General features: G+C 62.4%; 9 protein-coding genes and 1 pseudogene. 4 read left to right on the top strand and 6 right to left on the bottom strand.

Translation table 11 applies throughout. The features are described from left to right. Positions 1-433: 433 nt before the first annotated feature. From mnmE to rpmH, 4 genes are all read right to left on the bottom strand, one after another. On the bottom strand, positions 434-1801 hold the full coding sequence (gene mnmE / locus AC4OR5_RS01375; protein ID WP_058159866.1) for a tRNA uridine-5-carboxymethylaminomethyl(34) synthesis GTPase MnmE: 1368 nt from the start codon (positions 1799-1801) through the stop codon (positions 434-436). A gap of 70 nt (positions 1802-1871) precedes the next feature. Further along, the gene (yidC, locus tag AC4OR5_RS01370; protein WP_003097255.1) at positions 1872-3608 is read right to left on the bottom strand and encodes a membrane protein insertase YidC; all 1737 of its coding nucleotides are present in this window, start codon (positions 3606-3608) and stop codon (positions 1872-1874) included. A gap of 240 nt (positions 3609-3848) precedes the next feature. Continuing rightward, complete coding sequence (rnpA, locus tag AC4OR5_RS01365; protein WP_003100251.1) at positions 3849-4256, bottom strand: ribonuclease P protein component; 408 nt, start codon at positions 4254-4256, stop codon at positions 3849-3851. A gap of 14 nt (positions 4257-4270) precedes the next feature. Further along, a complete protein-coding gene (rpmH, locus tag AC4OR5_RS01360; RefSeq protein ID WP_003100258.1) occupies positions 4271-4405 on the bottom strand; it encodes a 50S ribosomal protein L34 in 135 nt (44 codons plus the stop codon). Between the two features lie 525 nt (positions 4406-4930). Here rpmH and dnaA point away from each other — a divergent pair. From dnaA to gyrB, 4 genes and pseudogenes are all read left to right on the top strand, one after another. After that, complete coding sequence (dnaA, locus tag AC4OR5_RS01355; protein ID WP_003109151.1) at positions 4931-6475, top strand: chromosomal replication initiator protein DnaA; 1545 nt, start codon at positions 4931-4933, stop codon at positions 6473-6475. Positions 6476-6503: 28 nt separating this feature from the next. Beyond that, the gene (gene dnaN, locus AC4OR5_RS01350; protein ID WP_003097262.1) at positions 6504-7607 is read left to right on the top strand and encodes a DNA polymerase III subunit beta; all 1104 of its coding nucleotides are present in this window, start codon (positions 6504-6506) and stop codon (positions 7605-7607) included. A 9-nt stretch (positions 7608-7616) separates the two neighbouring features. After that, positions 7617-8719: pseudogene (recF, locus tag AC4OR5_RS01345) on the top strand (DNA replication/repair protein RecF). Positions 8720-8722: 3 nt separating this feature from the next. Further along, positions 8723-11143, top strand: coding sequence for a DNA topoisomerase (ATP-hydrolyzing) subunit B (gyrB, locus tag AC4OR5_RS01340; RefSeq protein WP_003097268.1), 2421 nt, complete (start codon positions 8723-8725; stop codon positions 11141-11143). 330 nt (positions 11144-11473) lie between these two features. Here gyrB and AC4OR5_RS01335 read toward each other — a convergent pair whose 3' ends face one another. Further along, positions 11474-12247: a lysophospholipid acyltransferase family protein gene (locus tag AC4OR5_RS01335; protein WP_003100265.1), complete on the bottom strand. Its 774-nt coding sequence runs from the start codon at positions 12245-12247 to the stop codon at positions 11474-11476. 11 nt (positions 12248-12258) lie between these two features. After that, positions 12259-12795: a D-glycero-beta-D-manno-heptose 1,7-bisphosphate 7-phosphatase gene (gmhB, locus tag AC4OR5_RS01330; protein ID WP_033939455.1), complete on the bottom strand. Its 537-nt coding sequence runs from the start codon at positions 12793-12795 to the stop codon at positions 12259-12261. Positions 12796-13051: the final 256 nt, after the last annotated feature.

Below are 13051 nucleotides of genomic sequence, written 5' to 3'. Positions count from 1 at the left end.
AGGGCCGCGCCTGGCCGGTATCGACGGAGTCCAGGGTCTGCAACAGCTCTTTTCGCAGAATCTCTTCCAGGCTTGTGGGTAAATCGCTTACCGGGTTGTCTTGCGTGCACGGAACGTCCCGGCGCGTGGCGATAGCGCCAGGCGAGACAACGGGATAGATACGCCGTTCGAGAGGGAGATTGACCACAGCGCAGCGCCTTCGCGGACGCCGGATCGGAGCGCGATGCCTGTGCATAAACCTCTCCCAGGTGGATATCCATCCCATGCAGACCGACATCGGCGCAGATGGTTTTCTCGGGGACGAAGCGGCGCGCCGGCAATCCATGCCTGCGTGGTTGAGTGCCGGCGGCAAGGGGCACAGTGAAAGGAAAGTACGCAGAACCGGAGCGAACCTTGCCCTGGTTATCCACAACTCGGCGTGGGCCGAGCCCCATTACTTGCCGATGCAGAAACTCGAGAAGATGCGACCCAGCAGGTCGTCGGGGGTGAATGCGCCGGTGATTTCACCCAGGTGCTGCTGGGCCTGGCGCAGATCCTCGGCCAGCAGCTCGCCTGCGCCATTGTGGATAAGTTGGCTGTGGCCATGCTCCAGCGCCTGGCCAGCCTGGCGCAGCGCCTCCAGGTGGCGCCGGCGGGCGCTGAAACCGCTTTCCGCGGTCTGTTCGAAGCCCATGCAGGCCTTCAGGTGTTCGCGCAGCAGCTCCAGGCCGGCGCCGGTGCGCGCCGAGAGGGTGATGGTGACGTGGCCGTCCGCGCTTTCCTCAAGGCCAATGGACTCTGTGGACAAATCCGCCTTGTTGCGGATCAGGGTGACCTTGCCCGGTTCCGGTCGCTGGTCGAGAAACTCCGGCCATAGGGAAAACGGGTCCGCTGCTTCCGGGGCGGTGGCGTCCACCACCAGCAGCACGCGATCGGCTTCGCCGATGGCTTTCAGCGCACGTTCCACGCCGATCTTTTCCACATGGTCCTCGGTATCCCGCAGGCCTGCGGTGTCCACCACATGCAGGGGCATGCCATCGATGTGGATATGTTCGCGCAGTACATCGCGGGTGGTGCCGGCTATGTCCGTGACGATGGCCGCCTCGCGACCGGCCAGGGCATTCAGCAGGCTGGACTTGCCGGCATTCGGTCGTCCGGCGATGACCACGGTCATGCCGTCGCGCAGCAGGGCGCCTTGGGAAGCTTCGCGCTGCACTGTGGATAATTCTGTGCGTACTTTTTCCAGAAGCCCCAGTACATGGCCATCGGCGAGGAAGTCGATTTCTTCCTCGGGGAAGTCGATGGCGGCTTCGACATAGATGCGCAGGGAAATCAGTTGCTCGGTCAATGCATGTACCCGGCGCGAGAATTCGCCCTGCAGGGAACGCAATGCATTGCGCGCGGCCTGCTCCGAGCTGGCCTCGATCAGATCGGCGATGGCTTCGGCCTGGGCCAGGTCGAGCTTATCGTTGAGGAACGCACGCTCGCTGAACTCGCCCGGTCGCGCCTGGCGGGCACCCAGTTCCAGACAACGCTGCACCAGCAGGTCGAGTACCACGGGGCCGCCGTGCCCCTGCAGTTCGAGTACGTCTTCGCCGGTGAACGAGTTCGGGCCGGGGAAATACAGTGACAGGCCTTCGTCGATCACCTGCCCACCGGCATCGAGGAACGGTCCGTAATGCGCATGCCGGGCTTTCAGCTGGCGTCCGCTCACGGCCACGGCCATCTGTCCGGCGAGAGGTCCGGAGACGCGGACGATTCCCACGCCGCCGCGGCCCTGGGCAGTAGCTATCGCGACGATGGTTTCGGTGACGGCTTGCATGTGGATATCTCCGGATAGCAAGACGCCCCTCGAGGGGGCGTCTTGTTGTGGACAGTTTTCGCGATAGACGTCAGGCGGTCTTCGCGGCTGCCTCGATCTTGCGGGTAATGTACCACTGCTGAGCGATCGACAGGCAGTTGTTGACCACCCAGTACAGCACCAGACCGGCTGGGAACCAGAGGAAGAAGAAGGTGAAGATGATCGGCATCAGCTTCATCACCTTGGCCTGCATCGGGTCCGGCGGGGTCGGGTTGAGCATCTGCTGGATCAGCATGGTGCCGCCCATGACGATCGGCAGGATGAAGAACGGATCCTTCACCGACAGGTCGGTGATCCAGCCGAGCCACGGCGCCTGGCGCATTTCCACGCTTTCCAGGAGTACCCAGTAGAGGGAGAGGAAGACCGGCATCTGGACCAGGATCGGCAGGCAGCCGCCCAGCGGATTGATCTTCTCCTTCTTGTACAGCTCCATCATCGCCTGGGACATCTTCTGCCGATCGTCGCCGTGCTGTTCCTTGATCGCCTGCATCTTCGGCGACACCGCGCGCATGCGCGCCATCGAACGGTAGCTGGCGGCGGACAACGGGAAGAAGGCCAGCTTGATCAGGACGGTCAGGGCGATGATCGACCAGCCCCAGTTGCCGATCAGGCTGTGGATATGTTGCAGCAGCCAGAAGATCGGCTGGGCGATGAACCAGAGGAAACCGTAGTCGACGGTCAGTTCCAGGCCCGGGGAGAGTTCCTTCAGGTGCTTCTGGAGTTTCGGGCCGGCATACAGGGTCAGGTCGGTTTCCACCTTGCTACCCGCCGGAACGCTCAGGGTCGGGCCGGTGAAACCGACGATGTAGTTGCCCTGGCCGTCCTTGCGGGTCATGACCTGGTGCTGCTCGCCCTTGGTCGGAACCCAGGCGGTCACGAAGTAGTGTTGCAGCCAGGCGACCCAGCCACCCTGCACGGACTCCTTGAACTGTTCCTTGTCCATGTCCTTGGTGGAGATCTTCTTGTACGGCGAATCCGGGGTCCAGACCGCGGCGCCGAGGTAGGTGGACACCCCGGTGGCGGTGGTCGAGGACGGGTCGGCGCTGCCGTCGCGCTTGAGCTGGGCGAACAGGTTGCCGCTCCAGGTCTTGCCGCTCTGGTTGTCGATCAGGTAGCTGACGCCGACCTGATAGGCGTTTTCATTGATGCACTCGATCTTCTTCTGAGCCTTTTCCTTGTCCGAGCAATCGGCTTTCAGGCCACGGTGGAAGGTGAAGCGCTTGATGTAGTTGACACCGTCGTGGCTGAAGCTCAGGTCCACGACCAGTTCGTTCTGGCCGTCGGCCAACTGGTAGCTGCTCTGCGCACTGTGGAACAGCGGGCGGCCGGCGCTGCTGGCGTCCGGGCCGTCGGCACCGGTGAGGCCGCTCTGCGCCAGGTAGGTACGTTCGCGACCGTTGTCGAACAGCGGGAACGGCACGTCCGGACGGTCCAGGCGGCGCGGATACTGCAACAGGCCGAGCTGGACGATATCGCCGCCACGGGGATCGATGGCCAGGTCGAGGACGTCGGTCTTCACCTGGATCAGCTTGTCGCTGACCGCAACCGGCTTGTCGGCGGCTTCGCTGCCGGCCGCACTGCTCTGGGCAGTGGGAACGTCACTGCTGGTGCCCGAGGCGGACGGAGTGTCCGGCAGGCCTTGCGTGGTGTTCATCGAAGCGCTGGCGGCGGGCAGCTCAGGCTGACCGTAATCCTTGTTCCACTGGAGAACCAGCAGGTAGGACACGACTGCAAGGGCGACGATGAGAATCGAGCGTTGAATGTCCATGGTTACTCGGCCATCGAGAAAGGGCGGGGCTTGAAGGAAACTGACAGTAGCAGATCGCGGCTACGGGATTGCCAGTGATGGAGCCGAGTGGAGGAAACCGCACTCGGGCGACCATTGCGTCGCGGGCCATGCTGCGCGATAGCCTCGTACGCTAGGGAAGTACAACTTGGCTGGGAACGACGGTGCCGGGTCATCGAAGGGGGGATGACACTACAGGGATCGGGATGCGCGGGCATCGACCTATGCATGAGTACCGTCGGCCACGCCAGGGGCGTCAGCAGGGCTTTCCGTGCGAGGTCGATTGCGCAACAGGCGTTTCCAGAGCTTGCCGAACTGCTGGTGCAGCTCCGGATTTTCCAGTTCGCCCAGGCCTTTGCGCGCGATCACCACGATATCCCAGCCAGCCAGGGTTTCCTGGTTATGGCGGAACGATTCGCGGATCAGGCGTTTGAGGCGATTGCGCTGGACGGCGAGCTTGACGTTCTTCTTGCCGATCACCAGGCCCAGGCGGGGGTGATCGAGACCGTTCTCGCGCGCCAGCAGCAGGACGTGCTTGCCGGGGACCTTGCCGGTCGGAGAGTCGAAGACTGCGCTGAATTGCCGGGCTGTCAGTAGACGCTTGTCCCGGTCGAAGTCCCGACTCACCACCCGTACCGGATAAATCAGACGGTCAGACGCTTACGGCCTTTGGCGCGACGACGCGACAGAACCTGACGGCCGTTCTTGGTGGCCATACGGGCGCGGAAACCGTGGACGCGAGCGCGCTTGAGGGTGCTGGGTTGGAAAGTACGTTTCATGATTCGGTACCTGGGTTGACGACTTGAGGTCGCAGTGACCCCGTTTAAAGAGACCGGCGATTCTAGTGAAATCGAACGGGCAGGTCAATTTCCAACCAGCGATGACGTAATAGATAGATACAAGGAAGTCATTTTTCTTTTAAAGGATAGAAACGGTTAATGCTTTTGGGACGGCGCTTTTCTGTGCATAACTCGACGAAGCCCAGCAACTGCGTGTTTCTCCGGCAGGCAAAAGGTTGTCGAGAACCGGTGTCGAGGCTGTTTCCTTCCTGAGCGAAGCCTGGGGATGAACGAGATGGTTATCCACAGCGGTTTTTTCCACACGGCTGTGCGCAGGGATGTACCCCCTTCAAAGCAAGGGTTATCCACAAAGTCCAGGACGACCGTCCGTCGGCCTGCCTGCTTTTATTAAGGTCTTGATTTGCTTGGGGCCTCAGCGCATCGGCATGTGGATAAGTCCGGCCCGTCCGGCTACAATAGGCGCTTATTTCGTTGTGCCGCCTTTCCAATCTTTGGGGGATATCCGTGTCCGTGGAACTTTGGCAGCAGTGCGTGGATCTTCTCCGCGATGAGCTGCCGTCCCAACAATTCAACACCTGGATCCGTCCCTTGCAGGTCGAAGCCGAAGGCGACGAATTGCGTGTGTATGCACCCAACCGTTTCGTCCTCGATTGGGTGAACGAGAAATACCTCGGTCGGCTTCTGGAACTGCTCGGTGAACGCGGCGAGGGTCAGTTGCCCGCCCTTTCCTTATTAATAGGCAGCAAGCGTAGCCGTACGCCGCGCGCCGCCATCGTCCCATCGCAGACCCACGTGGCTCCCCCGCCTCCGGTTGCTCCGCCGCCGGCGCCAGTGCAGCCGGTATCGGCCGCGCCCGTGGTGGTGCCACGTGAAGAGCTGCCGCCAGTGACGACGGCTCCCAGCGTGTCGAGCGACCCCTACGAGCCGGAAGAGCCCAGCATCGATCCGCTGGCCGCCGCTATGCCGGCCGGAGCCGCACCTGCGGTACGCACCGAGCGCAACGTCCAGGTCGAAGGCGCGCTGAAGCACACCAGCTATCTCAACCGTACCTTCACCTTCGAGAACTTCGTCGAGGGCAAGTCCAACCAGTTGGCCCGCGCCGCCGCCTGGCAGGTGGCGGACAACCTCAAGCACGGCTACAACCCGCTGTTCCTCTACGGTGGCGTCGGCCTGGGCAAGACCCACCTGATGCATGCGGTGGGCAACCACCTGCTGAAGAAGAACCCGAACGCCAAGGTGGTTTACCTGCATTCGGAACGTTTCGTCGCGGACATGGTGAAGGCCTTGCAGCTCAACGCCATCAACGAATTCAAGCGCTTCTACCGCTCGGTGGACGCACTGTTGATCGACGACATCCAGTTCTTCGCCCGTAAGGAGCGCTCCCAGGAGGAGTTCTTCCACACCTTCAACGCCCTTCTCGAAGGCGGCCAGCAGGTGATCCTCACCAGCGACCGCTATCCGAAGGAAATCGAAGGCCTGGAAGAGCGGCTGAAGTCCCGCTTCGGCTGGGGCCTGACGGTGGCCGTCGAGCCGCCGGAACTGGAAACCCGGGTGGCGATCCTGATGAAGAAGGCCGAGCAGGCGAAGATCGAGCTGCCGCACGACGCGGCCTTCTTCATCGCCCAGCGCATCCGTTCCAACGTGCGTGAACTGGAAGGTGCGCTGAAGCGGGTGATCGCCCACTCGCACTTCATGGGCCGGCCGATCACCATCGAGCTGATTCGCGAGTCGCTGAAGGACTTGTTGGCCCTTCAGGACAAGCTGGTCAGCATCGACAACATCCAGCGCACCGTCGCCGAGTACTACAAGATCAAGATATCCGATCTGTTGTCCAAGCGGCGTTCGCGTTCGGTGGCGCGCCCGCGCCAGGTGGCCATGGCGCTCTCCAAGGAGCTGACCAACCACAGCCTGCCGGAGATCGGCGTGGCCTTCGGCGGTCGGGATCACACCACGGTGTTGCACGCCTGTCGTAAGATCGCTCAACTTAGGGAATCCGACGCGGATATCCGCGAGGACTACAAGAACCTGCTGCGTACCCTGACAACCTGACGCAGCCCACGAGGCAAGGGACTAGACCATGCATTTCACCATTCAACGCGAAGCCCTGTTGAAACCGCTGCAACTGGTCGCCGGCGTCGTGGAACGCCGCCAGACATTGCCGGTTCTCTCCAACGTCCTGCTGGTGGTCGAAGGCCAGCAACTGTCGCTGACCGGCACCGACCTCGAGGTCGAGCTGGTTGGTCGCGTGGTACTGGAAGATGCCGCCGAACCCGGCGAGATCACCGTACCGGCGCGCAAGCTGATGGACATCTGCAAGAGCCTGCCGAACGACGTGCTGATCGACATCCGTGTCGAAGAGCAGAAACTCCTGGTGAAGGCCGGGCGTAGCCGCTTCACCCTGTCCACCCTGCCGGCCAACGATTTCCCCACCGTAGAGGAAGGTCCCGGCTCGCTGAACTTCAGCATTGCCCAGAGCAAGCTGCGTCGCCTGATCGACCGCACCAGCTTCGCCATGGCCCAGCAGGACGTGCGTTACTACCTCAACGGCATGCTGCTGGAAGTGAACGGCGGCACCCTGCGCTCCGTCGCCACCGACGGCCACCGACTGGCCATGTGCTCGCTGGATGCGCAGATCCCGTCGCAGGACCGCCACCAGGTGATCGTGCCGCGCAAAGGCATCCTCGAACTGGCTCGTCTGCTCACCGAGCAGGACGGCGAAGTCGGCATCGTCCTGGGCCAGCACCATATCCGTGCCACCACTGGCGAATTCACCTTCACTTCGAAGCTGGTGGACGGCAAGTTCCCGGACTACGAGCGTGTACTGCCGCGCGGTGGCGACAAGCTGGTGGTCGGTGACCGCCAGCAACTGCGCGAAGCCTTCAGCCGTACCGCGATCCTCTCCAACGAGAAGTACCGCGGCATTCGCCTGCAGCTTTCCAACGGTTTGCTGAAAATCCAGGCGAACAACCCGGAGCAGGAAGAGGCCGAGGAAGAAGTGCAGGTCGAGTACAACGGCGGCAACCTGGAGATCGGCTTCAACGTCAGTTACCTGCTCGACGTGCTGGGTGTGATCGGTACCGAGCAGGTCCGCTTCATCCTTTCCGATTCCAACAGCAGCGCCCTGGTCCACGAGGCCGACAATGACGATTCTGCCTATGTCGTCATGCCGATGCGCCTCTAATCACACTGAATGTCCCTGACCCGCGTTTCGGTCACCGCGGTGCGCAACCTGCACCCGGTGACCCTCTCCCCCTCCCCCCGCATCAACATCCTCTACGGCGATAATGGCAGCGGCAAGACCAGCGTGCTCGAAGCCATCCACCTGCTGGGCCTGGCGCGTTCATTCCGCAGTGCGCGCTTGCAGCCGGTGATCCAGTACGAGGAAGCGGCCTGCACCGTATTCGGCCAGGTGATGTTGGCCAACGGCATCGCCAGCAACCTGGGGATTTCCCGTGAGCGCCAGGGCGAGTTCACCATTCGCATCGATGGGCAGAACGCCCGAAGTGCGGCTCAATTAGCGGAAACACTTCCACTGCAACTGATCAACCCGGACAGCTTTCGGTTGCTCGAGGGAGCTCCGAAGATCCGCCGACAGTTCCTCGATTGGGGAGTGTTCCACGTGGAACCTCGGTTTCTGCCCGTCTGGCAGCGCCTGCAGAAGGCGCTGCGCCAGCGGAACTCCTGGCTCCGGCATGGTAAACTGGACCCCGCGTCGCAAGCGGCCTGGGACCGGGAATTGAGCCTGGCCAGCGATGAGATCGATGCCTACCGCAGAAGCTATATCCAGGCGTTGAAACCGGTATTCGAGGAAACACTCGCCGAATTGGTTTCACTGGATGACCTGACCCTTAGCTACTACCGAGGCTGGGACAAGGACCGGGACCTCCTGGAGGTCCTGGCTTCCAGCCTGTTGCGCGACCAGCAGATGGGCCACACCCAGGCGGGACCGCAGCGTGCGGATCTTCGCATACGGTTGGCAGGTCATAACGCCGCGGAGATTCTCTCGCGCGGTCAGCAGAAGCTGGTGGTATGCGCCCTGCGCATCGCCCAAGGTCATCTGATCAATCGCGCCAAGCGCGGACAGTGCGTCTACCTGGTGGACGACCTGCCCTCGGAACTGGATGAGCAGCATCGAATGGCTCTTTGCCGCTTGCTTGAAGATTTGGGTTGCCAGGTATTCATCACCTGTGTGGACCCGCAACTATTGAAAGACGGCTGGCGCACGGATACGCCGGTATCCATGTTCCACGTGGAACATGGAAAAGTCTCTCAGACCACGACCATCGGGAGTGAAGCATGAGCGAGAACAACACGTACGACTCTTCCAGCATCAAGGTGCTGAAGGGGCTGGATGCCGTACGCAAGCGCCCCGGCATGTACATCGGCGACACCGACGATGGCACCGGTCTGCACCACATGGTGTTCGAGGTGGTGGATAACTCCATCGACGAAGCGCTGGCCGGTTATTGCAGCGAAATCAGCATCACCATCCATACGGATGAGTCGATCACTGTCCGCGACAATGGACGCGGTATTCCGGTGGATATCCACAAGGAAGAAGGGGTTTCTGCGGCGGAAGTGATCATGACCGTCCTCCACGCCGGCGGCAAGTTCGACGACAACACCTACAAGGTGTCCGGCGGCTTGCACGGTGTGGGCGTCTCGGTGGTGAACGCGCTGTCCCATGAACTGCGCCTGACCATCCGTCGCCACAACAAGGTCTGGGAACAGGTCTACCACCACGGCGTTCCGCAGTTCCCACTGCGCGAAGTGGGCGAGACCGATGGCTCCGGCACCGAAGTTCACTTCAAGCCGTCCCCGGAGACCTTCAGCAACATCCACTTCAGTTGGGACATCCTGGCCAAGCGCATCCGCGAGCTGTCCTTCCTCAACTCCGGAGTCGGCATCCTGCTGCGCGACGAGCGTACCGGCAAGGAGGAGCTGTTCAAGTACGAAGGCGGTCTGAAGGCCTTCGTCGAGTACCTGAACACCAACAAGACCGCGGTGAACGAGGTATTCCACTTCAACGTCCAGCGTGAAGAGGACGGCGTGGGTGTGGAAGTCGCCTTGCAGTGGAACGACAGCTTCAACGAGAACCTGCTCTGCTTCACCAACAACATCCCGCAGCGTGACGGCGGCACCCACCTGGCCGGTTTCCGTTCGGCGCTGACGCGTAACCTGAACAACTACATCGAGGCCGAAGGCCTGGCGAAGAAGTTCAAGATCGCCACCACCGGCGACGATGCCCGCGAAGGCCTCACCGCGATCATCTCGGTGAAGGTACCGGACCCGAAGTTCAGCTCGCAGACCAAGGACAAGCTGGTCTCCTCCGAGGTGAAGACTGCGGTGGAACAGGAGATGGGCAAGTACTTCGCCGACTTCCTGCTGGAGAATCCCAACGAAGCCAAGGCCGTGGTCGGCAAGATGATCGACGCCGCCCGTGCCCGCGAGGCCGCGCGCAAGGCGCGCGAGATGACCCGCCGCAAGGGCGCGCTGGACATCGCCGGCCTGCCCGGCAAACTGGCCGATTGCCAGGAAAAGGACCCGGCGCTCTCCGAACTGTACATCGTGGAGGGTGACTCCGCGGGCGGTTCCGCCAAGCAGGGCCGCAATCGCCGGACCCAGGCGATCCTGCCGCTCAAGGGCAAGATCCTCAACGTCGAAAAGGCGCGCTTCGACAAGATGCTCTCCTCCCAGGAGGTCGGTACGCTGATCACCGCCCTGGGCTGTGGCATCGGCCGCGAGGAGTACAACATCGACAAGCTGCGCTACCACAACATCATCATCATGACCGATGCTGACGTCGACGGTTCGCACATCCGCACCCTGCTGTTGACCTTCTTCTTCCGCCAGATGCCCGAGCTGATCGAGCGTGGCTACATCTACATCGCCCAGCCCCCGTTGTACAAGGTCAAGCGCGGCAAGCAGGAGCAGTACATCAAGGACGACCAGGCCATGGAAGAGTACATGACCCAGTCGGCCCTGGAAGACGCCAGCCTGCACGTCAACGAGCACGCTCCGGGCCTGTCCGGGGCAGCGCTGGAGAAACTGGTCAACGAGTATCGCGGGGTGATCGCCACCCTCAAGCGCCTGTCGCGCCTGTACCCCCAGGAGCTGACCGAGCACTTCATCTACCTGCCTACCGTGTCGGTGGACGACCTGGCTAACGAGTCGGCCATGCAGGGCTGGTTGGAGAAGTTCCAGGCGCGCCTGACCGCCGCCGAGAAGTCTGGCCTGACCTACAAGGCCAGCCTGCGCGAAGACCGCGAGCGCCACCTGTGGCTGCCCGAGGTGGAACTGGTGGCCCACGGCCTGTCCAGCTACGTCACCTTCAACCGTGACTTCTTCGCCAGCAATGACTACCGCTCGGTGTCGCTGCTCGGCGACCAGCTGAACAGCCTGCTGGAAGACGGCGCCTACGTGCAGAAGGGTGAGCGCAAGCGCCCGATCAGCGCCTTCAAGGACGGCCTGGACTGGCTGATGGCCGAAGGTACCAAGCGCCACAGCATCCAGCGATACAAGGGGTTGGGCGAGATGAACCCTGAGCAGCTGTGGGAAACCACCATGGATCCGAACGTCCGGCGCATGCTCAAGGTGACCATCGAGGACGCCATCGCCGCCGACCAGATCTTCAACACCCTGATGGGCGATGCCGTGGAGCCGCGCCGCGACTTCATCGAAAGCAACGCGCTGGCGGTGTCGAACCTGGACGTGTGACCGTGTGACAGGTCGGCAGACCGACCCTCATGGAAACCCCGGCCCGGCGCCGGGGTTTTCTTTTTGCGCCAGGTAGCCTGGATACGGGCGCCAGGGGTGCCTTGCCAAGGTGTGGTCGAGCCCCGGTTGCTCGCCGGCATTGGCACCCTGGGCCCGGGCCTCCTGGCGGCGTTGCACCGCTCCTGTGGGCAGCGGACGCCGGTCAATTCGGTCGATCGTTGCCAACCGGCCTTGCTTTGCGCCTCGCGTGAAAACAAGAAGCCCCGCTATGGCGGGGCTTCTTTTATCGAATCGGCGCACAGTGCGCCTTGCAGGGGGCTTTGCGGCCCTTCACGAGACCACCGACGGCTCCGGATGGCTGACCCGCTGCTGGATGGGGCTGATCTCGGCCATGGTCTCGCTGACCCAGGCTTCGGCGCGCTGGTTTAGCTCGGCGATGGCGCGCGGGCCTTCGCCTTCGGCGTGCATCGCCGGGCCGATCACCACCTGGATGGTGCCCGGGTACTTGGCCCAGCCGGCCTTGGGCCAATACTGCCCGGCGTTGTGGGCGATCGGCAGTACCGGTAGCCCGGCGTTGACCGCCAGGGCGGTGCCGCCGCGGGAGAACTTGCCCATCTGCCCCACCGGAATACGCGTGCCTTCCGGGAAGATCAGCACCCAGGCGCCTTTCTTCAGGCACTCGTCGCCCTGCTTGGCCAGTTGCTTGAGGGCCAGCTTCGGCTGGCTGCGGTCGATGGCGATGGGCTTGAGCAGGGCCAGGGCCCAGCCGAAGAACGGCACGTAGAGCAGCTCGCGCTTGAGTACCTGGCTGAGTGGCTCGAAGAAGCCGGAGAGGAAGAAGGTTTCCCAGGTGCTCTGGTGCTTGGAGAGGATCACGCAGGGCTTTTCCGGGATGTTCTCCAGCCCGCGCACCTCGTAGCGGATGCCGGCGACCACGCGGGTCAGCCAGATCGCGAAGCGGCACCAGTTCTGTACCACGAAGCGGTAGCGGGCGCGGAACGGCAGGATCGGCGCGATGAAGAAGCTGAGGGTGCCCCAGACGAACGCGCTGGCGGACAGCAGCAGGTAAAAGAGGACGGTTCTGATGGCCTGCACTGTCGACATGTATTCTGACCTTACTGAAGTAATGCGCTGGCGACTGCCGCCAGATCGTCGAATATCAGGGTGCCCTCTGGCAAGGGCTTGCCCAGCGTACGTACACCTTTTCCGGTCTTTACCAACACCGGCTGACAATCGACGGCCCGCGCCGCCTCCAGGTCACCGATGCTGTCGCCGACGAACCAGATACCCGACAGATCGACCCCGTAGTGCTTGCCGATCTGCCGCAGCATACCCGGCTTCGGCTTGCGGCAGTCGCAACCGTCGTCCGGTCCATGCGGACAATAGACGATGAGGCCGACCTCGCCGCCCTGCTCCGCGACCAGTTCGCGCAAGCGCGCATGCATGGCCTCGAGCACCGCCAGGTCGTAATAGCCACGGGCGATGCCGGACTGGTTGGTAGCCACCGCGACGGTCCAGCCGGCCTTGCTCAGGCGGGCGATGGCCTCGATCGAGCTGGGGATGGGGATCCACTCGTCGAGGGTCTTGATGTAATCGTCGGAGTCGAGGTTGATGACTCCATCGCGGTCGAGAATCAGCAGGGAACGGGACATCGATGCGCAGTTGGCCATGAACGGAAAGGATCGATTCTACCTCAGCCAGCCGGAGCATCGCGGATGGATCGACGAGCCCCCTACGCTGGACAATCTGTACTAGATTCAATAATGGCAATGGAATGGCAATCCCAGGCCAGGGAGTCATTTGGCACGCAGCAGTGGGTGTCTCGGAGTACGTGCGAACCCCTTGGCGGGTGGATCACCGGAGTAACGCAGTAAGCGCCTATCGCATGCCAGCACGGCCGACCGGCCG

The sequence above is a fragment of the Pseudomonas sp. YA1 genome, from assembly GCF_058680555.1.
The sequence above is the reverse complement of the archived record's forward strand: the minus strand, read 5'-3'. Positions and strand labels throughout refer to the sequence as shown.

Excerpts from the sequence above, each read along its gene's own strand:
- dnaN (WP_003097262.1), top strand. The coding sequence starts at position 6,504 with ATGCATTTCACCATTCAACGCGAAGCCCTGTTGAAACCGCTGCAACTG.
- AC4OR5_RS01335 (WP_003100265.1), bottom strand. The coding sequence starts at position 12,247 with ATGTCGACAGTGCAGGCCATCAGAACCGTCCTCTTTTACCTGCTGCTG.
- mnmE (WP_058159866.1), bottom strand. The coding sequence starts at position 1,801 with ATGCAAGCCGTCACCGAAACCATCGTCGCGATAGCTACTGCCCAGGGC.
- yidC (WP_003097255.1), bottom strand. The coding sequence starts at position 3,608 with ATGGACATTCAACGCTCGATTCTCATCGTCGCCCTTGCAGTCGTGTCC.
- gyrB (WP_003097268.1), top strand. The coding sequence starts at position 8,723 with ATGAGCGAGAACAACACGTACGACTCTTCCAGCATCAAGGTGCTGAAG.
- gmhB (WP_033939455.1), bottom strand. The coding sequence starts at position 12,795 with ATGTCCCGTTCCCTGCTGATTCTCGACCGCGATGGAGTCATCAACCTC.
- rpmH (WP_003100258.1), bottom strand. The coding sequence starts at position 4,405 with ATGAAACGTACTTTCCAACCCAGCACCCTCAAGCGCGCTCGCGTCCAC.